Below are 19,644 nucleotides of genomic sequence, written 5' to 3'. Positions count from 1 at the left end.
AGACACCGCCGATGCGACGGCGAGCCACCGGGTTGCCCCCGCCTGGCGTGATCCGCCCCGTCGTCTCCGACGGGCCGTCCCCGGGCGGGAGCGTGCGAACGTCGCGTTGGGCCGCCCGGCTCGTTGCGCGGAGCAAACGTCGGGATGCGTCCGAACTGCGGCGTAGGTGCCTCGCTCAGGTGAGAACGGGCCGCCTCGTCGGTCGGCCCGCGTCAGGTGGGTCTCACCAGCGGCAAGGGAAATAGTATCACAGGATCGCCCCTGGTCAACACCCTGGCGATTCGATCCGGTGGTTTTTCTGCCTGACATCGGTTTTCTGCCTGACGTCGGAGTCGAGGGCGACGACCACCTCACTGGGGACTTTTGGGGCCATCCGATTGCTCGGTCTTTGGCCGGCTCCAGGGGAATGCTCCGTGTGGGAGTCGGCTCGATGGCATCCCGCGGGATGCCGTTCGATGGGGCCTGCTCTCGATCGCCGCGGGGGAGCTTGCCTTCTGGATCGTCGGGGGGAGCGAGCGAGAGCTAGAGTGCTGCTGGATCGTGAGGGGTTCGGTCGGCGTCTCTTGATGGGATCCGGGGAGTGGAGCATGCTGCGGAGCTCAACGCGGACCGGAAAGGCAGGGACGGAAGGACTCGTTGATCGAGTGCAAGAGAGCGGAGAACGGAGAACAGAGAGCGGAGGGCGGAGAACGGAGAACAGAGAGCGGAGGGCGGAGAACAGAGAGCGGAGGGCGGAGAACGGAGAACAGAGAGCGGGGGATAGAGAATGGAGAACGAGGAGCGATGCCGCGGTGACGGTAACGGTCGCACGTCCGAGACGGGCCACGAGGGACAATAGCGCAAGGCCAAGGAATGAGAGAATCGTTGGAAACCGGGGAGTGTTTGGGATGAATCCGATGCGCACGAACTCTGTGTTGGTCGATTTTGGGAATGTTCAGCCCCGGTCGTTCTCCCGGCTGCAGGACGATTGCTTCCGGCTCCTGGTGTTCGTCGGCGCCTCGCAGGCGAGGCTGCCGTTCGAGGTGGCGGCGTCGGTTCAGCGGATGGGATGCCGGGCGGAGTACGTGAAGGTGGCCGGCTCGGGACCGAATGCGCTGGACCTCCACATCGCGTATTGCATCGGGGTGCTCTCGACGACCGACCCGGAGGGGTACTTCCACATCATCTCGAAGGATGCGGGCTTCGACCCGCTGATCCGACACCTGCGCGGGAATCGAATCCGGGCGGGTCGGGTTGCGGCGATCGAGGAGATCCCGCTGATCCGGGGGACGATCATCTCGGAGTGGGTGTCCCTGACTCGGGAGCGGCTGACCAAGATGAAGGCGGCCAGGCCGAGGTCGATCGAGGCGCTGCGGAAGACGATCGCGGTGAGCTTCAACGGCTCGCGATCGGAGGGCGAGATCGAGGCGGTCATCGGAGGCCTGAAGGAGCAGGGCTACCTCGCGGTGGAGGGCGAGGCCGTCTCGTATCCGGTGGTCGTGCCCGGTTGATCTCCGGCGAGGTTCGAGCGTTCGGAAACGCGAACGGGGCGGCGTGCCGGGGGGAACGGCACGCCGCCCCGGGGGGGACGGTCGGGGTCGGCTCCGAGGGGGGATGCTCGAGGGCTCAGACGTCGATGCCCAGGCGGTAGCGCAGCTCGTCGAACTGCTCGCGGTAGACGTCGTCGGTCGAGTGCAGGTGCTCGGCCTCGGAGATGAACTTGATCGTGTCGTCGCGCCGGAGGCCGTGCTCCCTGAGGATCTCCTCAAAGGGTTCCAGGTCGTGGGCGTAGACGAACAGGAGTTTGTGCTCGTCGAACTGGACCTCCATCGGCCCGTCGGGGTTGAGCGCCGCGACGCCGGTGCAGCCGTCGTTCAGGAGCAGTTCCTCGAAGTCGTAGAGGGTGCTCTTGAAGATGACGGTGTCCATGTGCTCGCGGTACAGGTCGGCGTGCTGGCCGGGCTCGGAGTCGTGGCTCGACTCCATGACCACGTCCACCTCGTCGCCGAGCGGGTCGAGCAGGTCCATGAAGACGTCGAACAGCTTCTCGCTCGACACGGAGGCGGCCAGCACGGGCATCGTGTTGCCGCTCTCGGGGTCGCGGTACAGGTCGCGCCGATATCCCTGGCGGGGGATGATGTCGAGCCCGAAGGAGGGGCGGATCGCATCGGTCAGCGCGAAGTCGCCGTAGCGGCCGACCTGCAGGTGGGCGTCGAGCTCCTCCTGGCTGAGGTCGTCGAAGCTGGTTCGGGGCATGCGAGTCGTGTTGGTTCGCAGCACGCGTTCGATAAAACGTTGCAGAAAGCTCATCGGAAAGGGTCCCCCTCCTCGCGAGCCGGATTGACTACGGATCCGGGACCGACCTCGGACCGCGTCGGCCGGGCAGTCTCGGGGGCGGAGCCCCGAACCAGCCATCCCTTGGACCTGCCCGGCGCCGCTTCCGAAGGGGACGGACCGTCACGATCCCCTCCCCCGGGAACGGCTGCCCTCCCGTTGGCACCGCTCGTCAGCCGTTCTCCTATATATACCATGCAGAACCGTCGAAAACCGACCCACCGGCGAAAACTCAGTGAAGGGGACCCTGGGGCCGGGCCGATAAGGAAGACTTGCCGCCTTCCGTCGCCGCATGGACGAGCTCGGCTCCGAGCATTGAGAGAGTGAAGCAACCCCTGTGCCGCCCTCTCGCGCGGCCACCGGCGGCCGACCCGTTCGGCTCGATCGGCCCGAGACTTGAGTCGATTTCTGGGCATTTCGGTTCCCGAGGGCCGGTCGTGGCCCTTGGTAGAAACTGCAGGACGACCGTCCTCGTTCGACGGGGATGGGAAGCGGGCTTCCCATCCCCAACGATACGTCGCAGCGGCCGGGAAACGGACGTCGCACCCGGGATCGAGCGGTCGGAGCGGTCGGGTCGTCCCGGATCGATCGGTGGGTGCGACGCCGCGATCCGGCGGGATCGGGTCCAGGGGCGTCGCGGTTCGAGCCGGGGGGCGATAGAATGAGCGTTTCTCAGCCGCGCCGGCGCCGGGGGAAGCCGGGGCGACGCTCGCCGGCATTCCCCTGGGCCCGATCGGGAACGGGCCCGGCCCCCGCCCACTCCCCAACGGGGCCGAACGGACCGAAGGAGGGACGCTGCCGATGGCCATCGATCGGGTCGACGCCTACCTGGCCGAGCACCGGCCGCGCTTCGAGGAGCAGCTCAAGGATCTGCTCCGCATCCCCAGCGTCAGCGCGCAGCCGGCCCACGACGCCGATACCCGACGCGCGGCCGAGTTCATCCGAGACGACCTCCGCTCCCTGGGGGTCGCCGCCGAGCTGATCGAGTTCCCCAAGGGCCACCCGATCGTCTTCGGCGAGAAGCTCGACGCCCCCGGCAAGCCCACCCTGCTCGTCTACGGCCATTACGACGTCCAGCCCCCCGAGCCGCTCGAGCCCTGGGACCAGCCCGACCCCTTCGAGCCCGTCGTCCGGGACGGCAAGATCTACGCCCGGGGCGCCACCGACGACAAGGGCCAGATGCTCACCCACCTCAAGGCCGCCGAAGCCTGGCTCAAGGGGGTGGGCCGGCTGCCGATCAACGTCAAGTTCCTGATTGAGGGCGAGGAGGAAGTCGGCGGCGCCAACCTCGAAGCCTTCCTGACCGAGCACCCCGACCGCCTCTCGTGCGACTACGCCGTCATCTCCGACACCAGCCAGTTCGGTCCCGGCCAACCCGCCATCACCTACGGGCTGAAGGGGCTGGCCTACTTCGAGCTGATCGTCGAGGGAGCCAACCGCGACCTGCACTCCGGCACCTTCGGCGGGGCCGTCCAGAACCCGCTCAACGCGATCGCGACGATCCTCGCCTCCCTCAAGGATGACGCCGGCCGCATTGCCATCCCCGGCTTCTACGACGACGTCCGCCCCCTGGAGGACTGGGAGCGTGCCGAGTTCGCCCGCCTCCCCTTCTCCGAGGAACAGTTCCGCGCCGAGCTGGACGTGCCCGCCGTCTTCGGCGAGGCCGGCTACACCACCCTCGAACGCAAGTGGGCCCGCCCCACCTGCGATGTCAACGGCCTCTGGGGGGGCTACTCGGGCCCCGGCCCCAAGACGGTGCTCCCCCGGCTCGCCGGCGCCAAGTTCAGCTTCCGCCTCGTCCCGGATCAGACCCCCGAACGGGTCAAGCACCTGGTCGAGGCGCACCTGGCGACGGTCTGCCCCCCGGGCGTGAGGTACTCGCTCACGGCCATGCAGGGCGCGCCGGCGGTGATCGTCGAGGCCAAGGGGAACCCCGCCGTCTCGGCCGCCATGAAGGCCGTGGAGGCCGGCTTCGGCACCCCTCCGGTGCTGATCCGGGAGGGGGGCTCGATCCCCGTCGTCGGCCTGATCAAGCGGCACCTCGGCGTCGACACGCTCTTGCTGGGCTGGGGCCAGAACGACGACAACCTGCACGGACCCAACGAGAAGTTCTCCCTGGCCGACTTCCACCGGGGGATCAAGGCGGCGGCCCACCTCATCGCCGAGCTGGCCGCGATCTCCTGACCCGGACCCCGGACCCCGGCCCCCGTCCCCTCGCCCCCGTCCCCGAACTCCCGGTCGGCCCCCGACCGCCGCCGGGAGCAGCGTCACAGGGCCCGCCCATGCTCGACCTGAAATTCGTCCTGAACAACGTCGACGCCGTGAAGCGGAACTGCGTCGACCGCAACGTGCCCGCCGACGTGATCGAGGACCTGGAGAAGGTCGTCGCGCTGGAAACCCAGCGCCGCGAGCTGCTCCAGGAGGTCGAATCCGTCCGCCAGCGCCAGAACGAGGTCGCCCAGGCCACCGGGAAGGAGAAGGACCCCGATCGCCGCGCCGCCCTCATCGCCGAGGGCAAGCAGCTCAAGCAGAAGGTCGCCGACCGCGAGGACTCGCTGCGTTCCCTGGAGAAGGAGGTTGAGGCCCGGCTCGCCCGAGTCCCCAACATGACCCACCCCTCAGCCCCCATCGGCCGGGATGAGGAGGCCAACCGCGAGATCCGCAAGGTCGGCACGCCCCGCTCCTTCGACTTCCCGGTCAAGGACCACGTCGAGATCGGCAAGGCCCTCGACCTGATCGACTTCGAGGCCGGCTCGAAGGTCTCCGGCTCCGGCTTCTACTTTCTCAAGAACGACGCCGTGCTCCTGGAGCTGGCGTTGCAGCAGTTCGCCGTCCAGACCCTCGTCCGCCACGGCTTCATGCCGATCGTCACCCCCGACCTCGCCCGCACCCAGATCCTCGAAGGCATCGGCTTCAACCCCCGAGGGGAGGAGACGCAGGTCTACTCCGTCGAGGATTCGGACCTCTGCCTCATCGGCACCGCCGAGATCACCCTGGGCGGCATGCATGCCGACGAGATCCTCGACGAGGCGCAGCTGCCCATCAAGTACGTCGGCGTCTCCCACTGCTTCCGCACCGAAGCCGGCGCCGCCGGCCGAGCCAGCCGAGGACTCTATCGCGTCCACCAGTTCACCAAGGTGGAGATGTTCGCCTATACGATTCCCGAGCAATCCGGCGCGATGCACGAGCAGATGCTCGCCATCGAGGAGGAGATCTTCACCGCGCTGGGCATCCCCTACCGCGTTGTCGACATCTGCTCGGGAGACCTGGGCGGCCCCGCCTACCGCAAGTTCGACCTGGAAGCCTGGATGCCCGGCCGAGGCGACGGCGGCGAGTACGGCGAGGTCACCAGCACCTCCGACTGCACCGATTACCAGTCCCGCCGGCTCGGCATCCGCTACCGCCCCGAGGGGCAGAAGGGGACCAAGTTCGTCCACACCCTCAACGGAACGGCCATCGCGCTGAGCCGAGCCCTCATCGTCATTCTCGAGAACTACCAGCGAGCCGACGGCCGGGTCGACGTGCCCGACGTCCTCCGGCCGATCATGGGCAAGGACGTGATCGGTTGACGCAAGGGCCCGGGAGAGCGATCGGCCGAGGTCCCTTGCCGGCCCGGCCGGCCGGCGGGAGTCGGTTCCCCGAGCGGAGGGGGAACGGCCGAGGGCCGGTTGAGGCCCGATCGCTCTTCCTCCTGCCCTCCTCTCTCCTCCGCGGTTCCCGAGTCTCCGTCACGACCTCCTCGGCCCTCTCCCGTCCGATCCCCCGAGCCGAGCCCCCCGGGCGATCGACCAGCCCCATCCGCTCGGAACCAGCGATCCGACGAGGAGGGACACCAGGACCGCTGACGGGCCCCTGGCCGTGCCGAGCGCCCCAACGGCCCAGGCCCGTCCCGTCCCGATCACGCTCGACCGATGAGGCCGACCGCGACTCTCCCCCGGCCCTCGGCCTTCCGTCGAGGAGGACGGCGGACCAGGCCGGCAGGAGGATCGAGCCGGACGGGACCGCGACTGCCCCGATCCGGGAGGTCCCCAAGGCCGGGGTTTCGGCGACCTCGGCCCTCCCGGCCCCGAACGACTGCGGACGCCCGGACGCCTTCCACCATCCGATCTCCCCTGCCTGCACCCGGAGGTGCCATGCGGAACGCCCTGCTGCTGCCCGACCTTCGCGAACTGATCCGTGACGGCCAGGCGGCAGCGGTGCGCGAGTTCCTCGAGGACTACCCCCCCGCCCGGCAGGCCGAGCTGATCGAGGACCTCCACCCCGCTGAGGCCGAGGCCGTCCTCCGTTTGTTGGAACCGAAGGAACGGGCGGCGATCGTCAGCTACCTCGACCACGACCGTCAGCTGGAGCTGATCGAGTCCATGTCGCTTGAAGACGCTGCGGCGCTGCTGCGAGACATGCCGCACGACGACCGGGCCGATCTGGTCACTCGACTGGATCCCGACCGCTCGGAGATGATTCTCCGGCGCATGGCTCAGGCCGAGCGGGACGACATCCGTCGCCTGACCCAATACGAGCCGGGGACCGCCGGCTCGGTGATGACGACCGACTATGCCACCCTTCCCCCCTTTGTCACCGTCCGGGAGGCCATCGACCACCTGCGCCGGGAGGCCCCCGATCGGGAGACGATCCTCACCAACTTCGTCGTCGACCATCAGCGCCGTTTGATTGGTTCGATCACCTTGCAGGCGCTGATCCTCGCTCGGCCGACGGCCCGGGTCGAGGACGTGATGCAACCTGATCCGATTCGAGCCCGAGTGGACGACGACCGCGAGGAGGTCGCCCGCAAGATCGCGCAGTATGACCTGCTCGCCTTGCCGATCGTCGATGCCGAGGATCGGCTGGTGGGCATCGTCACCCATGACGACGCCTTGGATATTCTCCGAGAGGAGCAATCGGAAGACCTGCTCCGCTTCGGCGCCGTGGATTACGACGCGGCCGAGGCGGACGAGGACCCTGGCGAGGAGGGAATCGCCGCCGCCGTGCGACGCCGCATTGGGTGGTTGCTCGGGCTGTTCATGGCCGCGGGGATTTCCGCCTCGATCATCTATCTGTTCGAGTGGGTCAACCGCTTCGGCCGAGACACGCTGGCCATCGATTTCCAGATTTTCATCCCGCTGTTGATCGGTACCGGGGGCAACGCCGGTAGCCAGGCCGTCGGCACGGTGATTCGCGGCCTGGCGTTGGGAGACATCCGAGAGGGAGACTTTTTCCGAGTGGTCAGCCGCGAGGCGCTGACCGGGGCGTTGCTCGGCTCGATCCTCGGCGTCATCGGGTTCGTCGCCTCGCTGGTCCTCTGCTCGATCGGCGTGCTCGGCGACGTCGGCTTCCTGGCCGATCTGCGCTTCTCCGTCGTCATCGCGCTGGCCGTGCTGGGGATCTGCACCTGGGCGACCACAGTGGGATCAGCCGTTCCGATCATCGCCCGACGCCTGGGGATCGACCCGGCCGTCGTGTCCGCTCCGATGATCAGCACGCTGGTTGACACCACCGGTCTGGTCATCTTCTACTGCATCGCCATCGTGCTGCTGATGATGCTGGGCAACTGAGTCCGCCCTGACAACCTCCCCGCGCCGCCGGAGCCCGCCTCGCCATGCGATTCGCCGAGATGACCGCCCCCGAGATCCAGGCCATCGACCGGGACCGGACCCTGCTGGTCGCCCCCATCGCGGCCTGCGAGCAGCACAGCCAGCACCTTCCCGTCATCACCGACACCGTCCTCGTCGGCGCCGTGGCCGACGGCCTGGAGGCCGCCCGGCCCGACCGCGTCGTGCTGCTGCCGGTCCAGTGGTTCGGCGCCAGCGAGCACCACCTTCCCTTCGGCGGCACCCTCACCGCCACCCTCCCCACCTACGAGCAAATGCTCGTCGAGCTGCTCACCCCCCCGCTCCGGGACGGCTTCCGCCGCGTCTTGCTGCTCAACGGTCACGGCGGCAACATCGACCCCCTTCACGTGGCCCTCCGTCGCCTCGACGCCGCCTTCCCCGAGGCCCTGCTGACCGGCGCCGCCTACTGGGAGCTCGCCGCCGAGGCCATCGCCGCCCTGTGCGACGGCCCCCGCACGTCGATGGGCCACGCCTGCGAGATCGAGACGTCGATGATGATGCATCTCCGCCCCGAGCTGGTCCGCGCCGACCGCATCCAGGACGACCCCTCCCCCGGGGTCGCCCCGGACGGCCTCTTCCACGCCGTCGACTTCGGCCGCCGCACCGAGCGAGGAGCCGTCGGCTACCCCTCCTTCGCCTCGGCCGAGAAAGGGAGGAAGATGCTGGAGGCGATCGTGCCGGCGGTCGTCGCGGCCGCCGACCGAGTGCTGGCGCTGCCGCTGGACTGATCCCCCTTCGTTGACGTCGAGACCCTTATGGCCGCCGCCCACGATCGCCGCGTCGAGGCCGTCCGCCGCTCGCTCCGCGAGGCCGGCCTCGGCGCGCTGCTCGTCACCCACCCGCCGAACGTCTCCTACCTGACGGGGTTCACCGGCGACTCCTCGGCGCTGATCGTCTCGGCCGATCGGCTCCTGATCGTCTCCGACTTCCGCTTCGACACGCAGCTCCGAGACGAGTGCCCCACCCTGGAGCGTCACATCCGGCCGTCGGATCGCACGCTTCCCCAGGAGCTGGGCGAGGTTGTCGCGAAGCTCGGGCTCGGGCGGGTCGGCTTCGAGGCGGCGGGGCTGACCGTGGCCGACCAGTGGACGATCCGGGAAGGAGTCGGGTCGGTCGAGCTGGAGGGGACCTCCGGAGTCGTCGAGGCGATCCGGGTCATCAAGGATGACGACGAGATCGCCGCCCTGCGCCGGGCGATCGAGGCGGCCGAATCGGCCTTCCGCTCCTGGAAGGAGGCGGTTTCCCCCGAATCGGACGAGAAGGAGGCCGCCGACGCCCTCGAATTCGCCCTGCGCAAGGCGGGGGCGGTTGGCTCCGCGTTCCCGCCGATCGTGGCCGTCGGTCCGAGGGCGGCGCTGCCGCACGCCCGGCCGGAGCCGGGGGTGCGCCTCGGGTCGGATGGCTTCGTGCTGGTCGACTGGGGAGCCTGCATGGGCCCCCTGCCGTACAGGAGCGACTTGACTCGGGTGCTGGCCACCGGTAAGGTGTCCCCGAGATTCGAGGAGCTCTACGGGGTCGTCCTGGAGGCCCAGCGCCGGGCGATCGCCTCGATCCACCCCGGGGCGAAGGCCGCCGACGTCGACGCCGAGGCCCGTTCCCACATCGGGGAGGCCGGCTTCGCCCGGTTCTTCGACCACGGACTTGGTCACGGCATCGGCCTGGAAATCCACGAGGCGCCCCGGTTGAGGGGCAGCTCCGAGGAGACTCTCCGGCCGGGCATGGTCCTGACCATCGAGCCCGGGATCTACGTCCCCGACTGGGGCGGCATCCGGATCGAGGACGACGTGCTCGTCACGCCCGACGGGGCCGAGGTCCTCTCCCGACTGCCCCGCGACCTCGACGCCGCCCGGGACGGCCTCCTCGGGCGCTGACGGGCCATCCATCCCCGGGGCTGTTTCGACGCCGAGGACAGCGAGCGCAGCGGATCGGAGCGCAGGTACATGGCCGAATCGCCGACCGGGCCATCGGGAGAGCAACCCGACCCGGACAACGTCCGCCGGATTCACCGCCTGGTCCGGATGATGCAGCAGTACGACCTGACGGCCATCGACCTGGTCGAGGGGCCGACGACGATCCGGCTGCGTCGCCGGACCGAGGCCGCCCTGCCCGGCCCGTCGCACGCCGCTCCCGCGTTGCCGGCGCCGACGCAGGCGGCCGCGCCGCTGCCCGGCCCCTCGGCGGCCGCCCCCTCGGCGGCTCCCACCGCACCGCCGCCGGCCCCCGAGGTCGACGGTCTGCTCATCGAGAGCCCGATGGTCGGCACCTACTACCAGTCCAGCGCGCCGGACGCGCCGCCGTTTGTCACCGTCGGCGCGACCGTCCGGCCGGAGACGACGGTGTGCATCATCGAGGCGATGAAGGTCTTCACCGAGATTCCGGCCGGCGTCTCGGGCCGCATCGCCGAGATTCTCGTTCAGGACAAGCAGCCGGTCGAGTTCGGCCAGCCGCTCTTCCGTGTCGTCCCGTCCTGATCGGCGGCGGCCGATGCGAGGCCCCGTGGCCGGCCCTCGATGGTGCAAGCGGTGCAAGCCCTGGCGGCGGATCGCTCCCCGATGATGGCCCTCGCGTCGCGATCGGGCGCCCGGAGTTCGGCCCGCGTTGCTCCGCCGCCGCCCCTCGGCCATCCGCCCGCGGTCATCGGACCTCGGCCGTCGCCCCCCGATCGTGACGCCCCGCGGCCCCCCTGGGGCCCGGCGGCAGGACCCTCGGCCCCGCCCCGCCCCGCCTCTCCGGCGGCCGCCCGGCGCCGGGCCGGAGCCCCCCGGACTCCCGCCGATGGCTGATTCCCCGCCGAAAATCCGCCGCATCCTCGTCGCCAACCGCGGCGAGATCGCCCTCCGGGTCATCCGCGCCTGCAAGGAGCTCGGCCTGGAGTCCGTCGCCGTCTTCTCCGAGGCCGACCGGGGCGCCCCTTATCTCGAGCTGGCCGACCGGGCCATCTGCATCGGCAAGGCCCCCGCCGCCGACAGCTACCTGAACATTCCCCGCATCATCGCCGCCGCCGAGATCGCCGACGTCGACGCCATCCACCCCGGCTACGGCTTCCTCTCGGAGAACCCCCACTTCGCCGAGGTCTGCCGCGCCTGCAACTTCGAGTTCATCGGGCCCCCGCACGAGGCCATCCGCAAGATGGGGCTGAAGACCGAGGCCAAGGCCGTCGCCCAGGCGGCCAAGGTCCCCCTGGTTCCCGGCTCCGACGGCCCGGTCAACTCCGATGACGAGGCGGTGCAGGTCGCCCGCCAGATCGGCTACCCCGTGCTCATCAAGGCCGCGGCCGGCGGCGGCGGCAAGGGCATGCGCGTTTGCCGGGAGGAGGGCGCCCTCCGCTCGGCCATCTCCCAGGCCCGCGCCGAGGCCGACGCCGCCTTCAAGAACCCCAGTCTGTACCTCGAGAAGTTCATCGACCCCCCCCCGCCACATCGAGGTTCAGCTGCTGGCCGACTCCCACGGCAACGCCGTTCACTGCTGGGAACGCGAGTGCAGCCTCCAGCGTCGGCACCAGAAGCTGATCGAGGAGTCCCCCGCCCCCACCCTGCCCTCCCGCGTCCGCCGCCGCATCTGCGAGGCCGCCGTCCGGCTGGCCAAGCAGGCCGGCTACGTCAACGCCGGCACCTGCGAGTTCCTCGTCGACGCCGACTCCAATTTCTACTTCATCGAGGTCAACGCCCGGATCCAGGTCGAGCATCCCGTCACCGAACTGGTCACGGGGATCGACCTGATCAAGGAGCAGATCCGCGTCGCCGCCGGCCAGCCGCTTTCGGTCGCCCAGGCCGACATCCACCAGCTCGGCCACGCCATCGAGTGCCGGATCAACTGCGAGGACCCCGAGCACAACTTCCGCCCCAGCCCCGGCCTGATTACCGGCCTGCGCATTCCCGGGGGGATCGGCGTCCGCTGGGACTCCCACATCGCCCCCGGCTACCGCGTCCCGCCGAACTACGACTCGATGATCGGCAAGCTCCTGGTCCACGCCCCCACCCGCATCGAGGCGATCGCCCGGATGCTTCGCGCCCTGGACGAGCTCCGGATCGACGGCATCACCACCACCGCTCCCCTGCACCGCCGCATCCTCCACACCCCCGACTTCATCGAGGGGAAGGTGGACACCACCTGGGTCGAGCGCGTTCTGCTGACCCCCCGAGAGACGCTCGCCCAGGCGACGCCCTGAGCCGTTTCCCCGTTTCCCCGCCACCGGGAAGATCCCGGCGCGTCGGCCTGGTACGCTGGCACCGTCCCGCGCCATCGCGGCACGAGCCACCGCGACCGCCCTCGCCGCCGGACGGCCTCCCCATGAACGACACCCCGCTGAGCCTGCTCGACCGCCTGCGAAGCGACCCGGACGAGCGCTCCTGGCGACAACTGGCCGAGCTGTACTCCCCGCTCGTCCTCCGCCGCCTCCGCCAGCAGGGGATCGCCGAGGCCGACGCCGAGGATCTGCTCCAGGAAATCCTGCTGGTGATCATCCGAGAGGTGCCTCACTTCGATCACACCGGCCGTCCCGGCGCCTTTCGCGGCTGGATGCGAGCGATCATCACCCATCGGCTCCTGGCCTACTGGCGATCCCAACGGCAGGGGGCCAGCCGATTCCTGCCCGACGTCCTGGAACAGCTCGAGGATCCCGAGAGCGACCTGAGCCGCCGCTGGGACCTGGAGCACGACCGCTACCTCGCCTCCCGACTGCTCGAGCTCATCGAGCCCGAGTTCACCCCCGCCACCTGGCGTGCCTTCCGCCTCCAGGTGATCGACGGACTGCCCGCCTCCGCCGTCGCCGAGCAGCTGGGCCAGACGGTCAACGCGGTGCTCATCGCCAAATCTCGCGTCCTTCGCCGGCTCCGCCAGGAGGGACGCGGGCTGATCGGCTGATCCCCCTCCCCACCGTTGCGTCCGAGGGAGCGATGATGCTCCCAGACACCATCTTGGGGAATCTCCCCACGCCTCGCGACAGGATCCGAGGGCGTGCGCACTCCCAATCTTGGAGCCCCGGGACGACCGGACGTCTCGGGCCCCTCACCGGCGTCGGGTCCGACGGCCTCTCCGGGTCATCGCCGACCCGAGGAGTGCTCGCTCCCAGCCGTCCGGCCGCGCCTCCCCCCGGCGTCCGACTCGGCCCCCTTCGCCCCGGCGACGGCCCGAGGTCGTCGCCCCCAACCCGACCGGGAGATTCCGATGAAGTTCCGCCTGCTCGCCGCCTCGATCCTCGCCTCGGTCGCCGCGATCGTCCACCCGGCCGACGCCGGCAGCATTTTCTCCATCAGCTACACCGACCTGCCGATCGGCTCGACCACCACCGACCTCACCGCGGCCGGTACCCTGGATTGGGTCAAGTGGGGCAACGGCGACGCCTTCGGTACGGTCCCCTTCGCCACCTCGGAGAAGGCCGGCGCCTCACTGATCGACCCCACCCTGACGCCCCTCGGCTCCGCCCCGTCGGGAGCCAGCGTCGTCCTGGTCCCCTTCGCCCCCGACCCAACGTTGCCGATCCTCGACTTCACCTGGACCGACGGCACCGAGCCCATGGCCGGCGGCGGCCCGGTCGGGACGGTCGTCAGCCAGACGATCACGCCGGCCCAGACCAGCTATCCGAACGGGCTCGGCCTCTCCTTCCAGGTGCAGGCCGACGCCGATCCTCGCCAGCTCGACGTCTACGTCCAGGGCTTCAACACCCGCATGCGTCTGTCGGCCGAGTTGAGCGGTGGCGGCGGCTCCTCGCTGCTGGCCGCAACAGCCCTGATCGATCAGCTCCCGGCCTATAACAACAACTTTTTCTCCGCCGGGAAATTCTCGGTGATTTTCTCAGGCGCCGGCGAGACGCTCACCATCCGACTCACCGCGGACAACCAGGTGGGGATCCCGACCGATGCCCCCCAATCTCTCTTTCGCAACGCCGGGGTCTTCGCCGCGACGGTCGCCACGGCCGATCTCCCGGCTGTCCCCGAGCCTTCCAGCCTCCTCTTGATGCTCGCCGGCGGAGTGCCGCCGGCGGGGCTGTGGCTGCTCCGACGGCGGGCGGCGCGCCCCCGGAAGCTCCCCGGCGATTGATCCCGGCGGGGACGGCCTGATAACGTGTCCCAGGTCCCCGGAGGGAATCTCGGGCCATGGACCACACCGAACCCGATCACCCCACCCCGGAGCGGCTCGGCGCCTTCGGCCTCGGCGCGATCGACGAGGACGAGGCGCTTGCCATCGAGCGCCATCTGGAAACCTGCCCCGAGTGCCGAGCCCTCCTGGAGGGCTCGGCCGACGACCCGTTGATCGGCCTGCTCCGGTCGGCCTCGCCGTCGAGCCGGCCGACCGAGCCGGCGCCCCCCGGCGACCCGATTCCTCCCTCGCCTGCCGAGGCCCCCGACGGCTACGACCTGATCGCTCCCATCGGCCGGGGCGGCAACGGCATCGTCACCAAGGCCCGCCATCGCCGGCTCGGCCGGCTCGTCGCCCTGAAGCGGCTCCGCTCCGGGCCCGACGCCGACCCCAGGGAGCTGGTCCGCTTCCGGGTCGAGGCCGAGGCCGCCGCCCGGTTGCAGCACCCGAACATCGTCCAGATTTTCGACGTCGGTCGGGTGGGCGGCCAGCCGTACATCGCCATGGAGTACGTCTCCGGCGGCTCGTTGGCCGACCGCCTCACGACTGGCCCCTTACGGCCGAGGGAGGCCGCCGCCCTTGTGGAGACGCTCGCCCGGGCCGTCGATCACGCCCACCGCGCCGGCGTCATCCACCGCGATCTGAAGCCGGCCAACGTCCTGCTCACCGCCGACGGCACCCCCAAACTCGCCGACTTCGGCCTGGCCAAGCGCCTCGACGCCGCCACCGCCGGCCCCACCCAGTCCGACGCCCTGCTCGGCACCCCGCACTACATGGCCCCCGAGCAGGCCGCCGGCCGGCCCGAGGCCGTCGGCCCCGCCGCCGACGTCTACGCCCTTGGCGCCATCCTCTTCGAATGCCTCACCGGCCGCCCGCCGTTCATCGCCCCCTCTCCCCTGGAGGCCCTCGACCTCGTCCGATCGGCCGAGCCGCCCCCCCCCAGCCGCCTCCAGCCCGGCATCCCCCGGGACCTTCAGACCATCTGCCTCACGTGCCTGGAGAAGGCCCCCGCCCGGCGGTATTCCTCGGCCGGAGCGCTCGCCGACGACCTGGCCCGCTTCGCCGCCGGAGAGCCGATCCGGGCCCGGCGCACCGGCCCCGTCGGCCGCCTGGTCAAGTGGGCGAGGCGCCGGCCGTCTCAGGCGGCGTTGCTTGGCCTCTCGGCCCTGGTCGCGGCCCTGGCCCTCACCAGCGTGCTGGCCGCCAACGTCCGCCTCCTTCGCGCCATCGGCGACGCCGAGGCCGCCGCCGCCGAGGCCCTCCGCCAGAAGCAAAACGCCGAGGCCAACTACCGAGACGCCCGGGACGCCATCCGCCGCGTCCTCGCCGTTCGGGAGAAGCCCCGATTCGCCGACCTGCCCCGCCTCTCCGAGTTGCACCGCGAGCAGGCCGAGGCCGCCCTTGCCTTTTACGATCGCGTCATCCAGCGCACCGACCCCTCCGACCAGATCGTCTCCCGAGACACCGCCGCCGCCGCCGTCGAGGCCGCCAACCTCCAGATCGCCCTCGGCCAGCTCGCTCCCGCCGAGGAGAACCTTCACCTCGCCGCCCGCCTGCTCGATTCCCTCCGGTCGCAGTCCCCGGCGGATTGGTCGCTGGTTCGCGAACGCCTGGTCGTCTCCCTGAAGTGGGGGGTCATGCTCTCCGGCTCCCAGACCGACCGCGCCGCGGCTCACTTGCTTGAGGCCCTGCGGCTGGCTGAGCAGATCCTGCGCGCCCGTCCGGACGACCCCGACGCCCTGAGCGACGTGGCGTGGTGCGCGCACAACCTGGGCTCCACCTGGCAGCTGGCCGGCGCCAACGACCGCGCCGAGCCGTACTACCAACGTGCCGTGACCATTAACGACCGACTCCTGAAACGCAACCCCGACACTCCCGGTAAGGCCGTCGAGCTGGCCCAGAATCTGATCAACCTGGGCTTGATCCATGCCACGCTCGGTCAGACCGACCGCGCCGAGGAGGAGTACCGCCGCGCCGAGGCCCTGCTGAACCGGGCCCTTGAGGCCGAACCCTCCCACCGGGAGTATCTCACCACCCGTGCCGATCTGGACGTCAATGTCGGCAATCTGGACCTGCAGCGTGGCCGGCGCGACCAGGCGATCGCCCGCTTCACCCTGGGCCTTTCCCGGATCGACCCGCTGCTGGCGTCCGAGCCCAACCTTTATCGCCTTCGTCGCACCGCCCTCAACCTCCTGGGAGCCCGAGCCCAGGCCTTGATGTCCGCCGATCGACTCTCCGAGGCCAGCGCCGACTGGGACCGTGTCATCGCCCTGGCCGATCCCACCCCTCGACTGATCTCGTTCCGAGAAGCTCAAGCCATCTGCCTGGCCCGCTCCGGCGACCATCGCCGTGCCGTCGCCTTGGTCCGCGAACTCGATGCTCCCCCCGTTCCGGCCGGCACGTCCGTCTCCCCCACACAGCGGTACAACACGGCGTGTGTGCTTGCCCTGGCCAGCGCCGCCGCCTCGGCCGACACCTCCCTCCCCCCGGCCGATCGCGACTCCCTCGCGCGATCCCTGGCCGACGAGGCTCTCGACCAGCTCGCCGACGCCCTCCTCCTCGACCCTTCCCTCTCCTCCCTCGCCTCCTCCGACCCCGACCTCCTCCCCCTCGCCCCCCTCGACCGATTCCAGGAGCTGCTGCCCCCCGATCCCGCTGCCGACCACCCGGACGCCCCGGACCCTCCCGGCCCATCCTCCTCGAACGAGCGATCGGCCGGGCCAGCCAAGGTCGAGTCACCCCCCGGCCTTCCCGGAACGTGAAGGCTCCGGAATCAGTGACACCCGGCCTTCAGACCAGAAGCCGCCAGCGCCCCCGCTTCTCCCCGGCCCCTGGCCGTGCGATAATCCTCCCCCGCACGACGGCAGGCTCGAAGTCGCGATCGCCCCCATGAAACGACGGCTCCTCGGTCCCTCGATCTCCGACCGCTCCTCCCCGATCACCGGACGAGTAGGCACGGCCGTCGACCGGCGCTGCCCGTCGGCCGGGGGACCGTCGGCGGCTCGCGGGCTCGGACGCTTGCTCGGGGAGGCGGTCGGGCGCCTGGCGTTCCCGATGGATTGCCCGGTTTGCGCCGCTCCGCTTGAGGACCGCCTCGATGCCTTCTGCGCCGGCTGCCGGGACGAGCTGCTCGACGCCGCCGGCCCGGCGTGCCGGCGCTGCGCGATGCCCGTCGGCCCGTTCGCCGGCTCGGCCCTCGGCTGCGACGACTGCGCCGGGCGCCGGCTCGGGTTCGACGCCGCCCTCGCCCTCGGGCCGTACCAGGGGCCGATCCGCCACCTCTGCCTCCGGCTGAAGACCGCCCAGGGGGCCTGGACCGCCCCGAAGCTGGTCGAGGTGCTGTTCGAGGCCCGGCGAGTCGACCTTCTTGCCCTCGGGGCCGAGGCGGTCGTCCCCGTGCCCTTGCACTGGAGACGGCGCTGGCAACGCGGGTTCGACCAGGCCGAGGCCCTGGCCGCCGCCCTGGCCGATCTTCTGAGGTTGCCGATGGCCCGGCCGTTGCGTCGGGTGAAGCCCACCGAGGCGCTCTGGGGGCTCGGGCGGGTCGAGCGGCAGGCGCAGATGCGGGGAGCCTTCCGGGCCGATCCCCGGCGGATGGGCCCACTGTCCGGCCGGACGGTCCTGCTGGTCGACGACATCTTGACCACCGGCGCCACCTGCGGAGCCGCCAGCCGGGCCCTGAAGGCCGCCGGTGCCGGGACGGTGATCGCCGTGGTCATCGCCCGGGCCGAAGGGAGGGGATGATGGGAGCGGTTCACGAGGGCCAGGTTGTCCGGATCGGGACCCGGGGCAGCGCCCTGGCGCGCTGGCAGTCCGAGTGGGTCGCCGACCGTCTCCGAGCCGCCCACCCCGGCCTGGTGGTCGAGCTCGTCGAGATCCGCACCCGGGGAGACCGCGACCGCAACTCCCCCCTGGCCCAGATCGCCGGCGGGACCGGCCTGTTCACCAAGGAGATCCAGCGCGCCCTGCTGGAGCGATCCGTCGAGATCGCCGTCCACAGCCTCAAGGACCTGCCCACCCAGGGGCCCGACGCCCTGACGCTCGGCGCCGTCCCCGAGCGCGAGGCCCCCGGCGACGCCCTCATCGCCCCCCGCCATCGCACCCTCGACGCCCTCCCCGCCGGCGCCTCGGTCGGCACCGGCTCGCTCCGCCGGAAGGCGATGCTTCGCCACGCCCGACCGGATCTGGTCGTCGTCGACATCCGAGGGAACGTCGAAACGCGGCTGGCCAGGGCCACCACCGGCGAACTGGACGCGGTCGTCCTGGCCGAGTCCGGCCTGCACCGCCTCGGCCTCGACGGCCACATCACCGACCGCCTCGGCCCTCCTCGCTTCCTCCCGGCCGTCGGCCAGGGGGCCTTGGGCATCGAGTGCCGGCGCGACGACGACGCCACGATCGCCCTGCTCTCCCCCCTGGACCACCCCCCCACCCGCCGCGCCGTGCTGGCCGAGCGGGCCTGCCTCGCCGCCCTTGAAGGCGGCTGCATGGTCCCTCTCGCCGCCTGGGGCCGCGACCTCGGCCACGAGGGCGAGGACGAGGACCGCCTCGCCCTGGACGTCTCCGTCTTCGATCCCGACGGCCGAGAACGCCTCGATTGCTCCCGCACCGGTCCCCGCTCCGATCCGTCCTCCCTCGGCCTCCTCGTCGCGGAGGCCCTCCGCTCCTCCGGCGCCGACCGCCTCCTCCACCTCGCCCGCCAGGCTCCCCCTCCCCGAGCCACCGACGGCTGACCTCCTGCCGACGGGCCGGGACGTGCCGGGCCTCCTGGCGATCGGCGGCCCGCAAGGACCCCCGACCCTCCGCCGTGCCGTCCCCGACGACCGCCAAACACCGAGAGCGCGAGAGCGAGCAACCCGTCCCCAGCGATCGACCCATCCCCCTGCGAGCGGCCCTCCGCCCCCGAAACCTCCCTGGACGATCTTGGGGATCTCGGCCATCATGCCCACTCGAACCGGACGCGGAGGCGTCGTCCCGCGCCCGCCGTGACAGCGGGAGCCGGGACCGAACCGAGGGAGCGGTGCGGACTTGGACGCCGAACGACGCGGCGATGATCCCGCCAGAGACGCCCAACAGCCGGCCCCGGGCCGCCCGACCTGGTCGGCCGATCGGTTGAAGTGGGCGGCGATGATCGGCCTGGCGATCCTCATCGGGATCGCCAGCCTGGCCGTGGCCCGGGTCAGCCCGTGGCTCGTCCCCCCCTACCTGCTGCTGATGGGCTGGATCCTCCTGGGCCCCCGCGGCACCCCCCAGGACAACCGCCCCGAGGAGGCCGAGGACCCGGGAGAAACCCGGGCCGCCGACCGACCGGCCCCCGTCTCCGGCCCGTCCCCGGGCGTCCTGGCGGACGACTACGCCCCCCCCATCCCCCTGACCCCGACCCCAGCCCCGTCCGAGGCGGCCGAGGAGCCGGCCCCCTCGCCCCGAGGCCTGTTCGGCCGGAGGAGCCGTCGCCTCGACCCTCCCCAGCCCGACCCCGCCCCCAATCCCGCTCCGACGGCCGCCGAACCGGCCCGATCGTCGGCCGTCCGAGGCTGGTTCTCCCGCCGCTCCCGCAGCGCGACCCAGCCCCTTCCGGCCGACTCCCCCGAGGCTCCCGCCGAGCCCGAGTCCGAGCCCGATTCTGAGCCCGGCCCCCCCCCCCCCCCCC

The 19,644-nt window shown here is 71.0% G+C and carries 13 protein-coding genes and 2 pseudogenes; 14 read left to right on the top strand and 1 reads right to left on the bottom strand.

The window, feature by feature from the left end; genetic code table 11:
• Positions 1 to 896 precede the first annotated feature (896 nt).
• Entirely contained in the window at positions 897 to 1,490 is a 594-nt protein-coding gene (locus TsocGM_RS24470) for a PIN domain-containing protein (protein ID WP_126728093.1), read from the top strand.
• 115 nt (positions 1,491 to 1,605) lie between these two features.
• On the opposite strand, the gene TsocGM_RS24465 is transcribed toward TsocGM_RS24470, so the two are convergent.
• Complete coding sequence (locus TsocGM_RS24465) at positions 1,606 to 2,289, bottom strand: hypothetical protein (RefSeq protein ID WP_126728092.1); 684 nt, start codon at positions 2,287 to 2,289, stop codon at positions 1,606 to 1,608.
• Positions 2,290 to 3,114: 825 nt separating this feature from the next.
• Here TsocGM_RS24465 and TsocGM_RS24460 point away from each other — a divergent pair.
• The 13 genes and pseudogenes from TsocGM_RS24460 to TsocGM_RS24400 all read left to right on the top strand — a co-directional run.
• On the top strand, positions 3,115 to 4,497 hold the full coding sequence (locus tag TsocGM_RS24460; RefSeq protein WP_126728091.1) for a dipeptidase: 1,383 nt from the start codon (positions 3,115 to 3,117) through the stop codon (positions 4,495 to 4,497).
• A 98-nt stretch (positions 4,498 to 4,595) separates the two neighbouring features.
• Positions 4,596 to 5,882 carry a serine--tRNA ligase gene (serS, locus tag TsocGM_RS24455; protein WP_126728090.1) on the top strand — a complete coding sequence of 429 codons (1,287 nt, stop codon included), beginning with the start codon at positions 4,596 to 4,598 and terminating at the stop codon, positions 5,880 to 5,882.
• Between the two features lie 564 nt (positions 5,883 to 6,446).
• On the top strand, positions 6,447 to 7,862 hold the full coding sequence (gene mgtE / locus TsocGM_RS24450; protein ID WP_126728089.1) for a magnesium transporter: 1,416 nt from the start codon (positions 6,447 to 6,449) through the stop codon (positions 7,860 to 7,862).
• A 44-nt stretch (positions 7,863 to 7,906) separates the two neighbouring features.
• A complete protein-coding gene (locus TsocGM_RS24445) occupies positions 7,907 to 8,647 on the top strand; it encodes a creatininase family protein (RefSeq protein WP_126728088.1) in 741 nt (246 codons plus the stop codon).
• Positions 8,648 to 8,674: 27 nt separating this feature from the next.
• On the top strand, positions 8,675 to 9,790 hold the full coding sequence (locus tag TsocGM_RS24440; protein WP_126728087.1) for a M24 family metallopeptidase: 1,116 nt from the start codon (positions 8,675 to 8,677) through the stop codon (positions 9,788 to 9,790).
• A gap of 69 nt (positions 9,791 to 9,859) precedes the next feature.
• Positions 9,860 to 10,390, top strand: a complete 531-nt coding sequence (gene accB, locus TsocGM_RS24435; protein ID WP_126728086.1) for an acetyl-CoA carboxylase biotin carboxyl carrier protein — start codon at positions 9,860 to 9,862, stop codon at positions 10,388 to 10,390.
• 304 nt (positions 10,391 to 10,694) lie between these two features.
• Positions 10,695 to 12,087 (top strand): annotated as a pseudogene (accC, locus tag TsocGM_RS28040) (acetyl-CoA carboxylase biotin carboxylase subunit).
• A 122-nt stretch (positions 12,088 to 12,209) separates the two neighbouring features.
• Positions 12,210 to 12,782, top strand: a complete 573-nt coding sequence (locus TsocGM_RS24425) for an RNA polymerase sigma factor (RefSeq protein WP_126728085.1) — start codon at positions 12,210 to 12,212, stop codon at positions 12,780 to 12,782.
• 303 nt (positions 12,783 to 13,085) lie between these two features.
• Positions 13,086 to 13,958, top strand: coding sequence for a PEP-CTERM sorting domain-containing protein (locus TsocGM_RS24420; protein ID WP_126728084.1), 873 nt, complete (start codon positions 13,086 to 13,088; stop codon positions 13,956 to 13,958).
• Positions 13,959 to 14,014: 56 nt separating this feature from the next.
• Positions 14,015 to 16,759: a serine/threonine-protein kinase gene (locus TsocGM_RS24415; protein ID WP_126728083.1), complete on the top strand. Its 2,745-nt coding sequence runs from the start codon at positions 14,015 to 14,017 to the stop codon at positions 16,757 to 16,759.
• 127 nt (positions 16,760 to 16,886) lie between these two features.
• Entirely contained in the window at positions 16,887 to 17,741 is an 855-nt protein-coding gene (locus tag TsocGM_RS24410; RefSeq protein WP_126728082.1) for a double zinc ribbon domain-containing protein, read from the top strand.
• Positions 17,738 to 18,727, top strand: coding sequence for a hydroxymethylbilane synthase (hemC, locus tag TsocGM_RS24405; RefSeq protein WP_126728081.1), 990 nt, complete (start codon positions 17,738 to 17,740; stop codon positions 18,725 to 18,727). Before TsocGM_RS24410 ends, hemC begins: the two co-directional genes overlap by 4 nt.
• 295 nt (positions 18,728 to 19,022) lie before the next feature.
• Positions 19,023 to 19,644 (top strand): annotated as a pseudogene (locus TsocGM_RS24400) (hypothetical protein); the annotation flags it as partial.

The organism is Tautonia sociabilis (assembly GCF_003977685.1).
GTDB classification, from domain to species: domain Bacteria; phylum Planctomycetota; class Planctomycetia; order Isosphaerales; family Isosphaeraceae; genus Tautonia; species Tautonia sociabilis.
This window is presented reverse-complemented; position numbering and strand designations above follow the sequence as displayed.

Excerpts from the sequence above, each read along its gene's own strand:
- TsocGM_RS24470 (WP_126728093.1), top strand. The coding sequence starts at position 897 with ATGCGCACGAACTCTGTGTTGGTCGATTTTGGGAATGTTCAGCCCCGG.
- TsocGM_RS24465 (WP_126728092.1), bottom strand. The coding sequence starts at position 2,289 with ATGAGCTTTCTGCAACGTTTTATCGAACGCGTGCTGCGAACCAACACG.
- TsocGM_RS24460 (WP_126728091.1), top strand. The coding sequence starts at position 3,115 with ATGGCCATCGATCGGGTCGACGCCTACCTGGCCGAGCACCGGCCGCGC.
- serS (WP_126728090.1), top strand. The coding sequence starts at position 4,596 with ATGCTCGACCTGAAATTCGTCCTGAACAACGTCGACGCCGTGAAGCGG.
- mgtE (WP_126728089.1), top strand. The coding sequence starts at position 6,447 with ATGCGGAACGCCCTGCTGCTGCCCGACCTTCGCGAACTGATCCGTGAC.
- TsocGM_RS24445 (WP_126728088.1), top strand. The coding sequence starts at position 7,907 with ATGCGATTCGCCGAGATGACCGCCCCCGAGATCCAGGCCATCGACCGG.
- TsocGM_RS24440 (WP_126728087.1), top strand. The coding sequence starts at position 8,675 with ATGGCCGCCGCCCACGATCGCCGCGTCGAGGCCGTCCGCCGCTCGCTC.
- accB (WP_126728086.1), top strand. The coding sequence starts at position 9,860 with ATGGCCGAATCGCCGACCGGGCCATCGGGAGAGCAACCCGACCCGGAC.
- TsocGM_RS24425 (WP_126728085.1), top strand. The coding sequence starts at position 12,210 with ATGAACGACACCCCGCTGAGCCTGCTCGACCGCCTGCGAAGCGACCCG.
- TsocGM_RS24420 (WP_126728084.1), top strand. The coding sequence starts at position 13,086 with ATGAAGTTCCGCCTGCTCGCCGCCTCGATCCTCGCCTCGGTCGCCGCG.
- TsocGM_RS24415 (WP_126728083.1), top strand. The coding sequence starts at position 14,015 with ATGGACCACACCGAACCCGATCACCCCACCCCGGAGCGGCTCGGCGCC.
- TsocGM_RS24410 (WP_126728082.1), top strand. The coding sequence starts at position 16,887 with ATGAAACGACGGCTCCTCGGTCCCTCGATCTCCGACCGCTCCTCCCCG.
- hemC (WP_126728081.1), top strand. The coding sequence starts at position 17,738 with ATGATGGGAGCGGTTCACGAGGGCCAGGTTGTCCGGATCGGGACCCGG.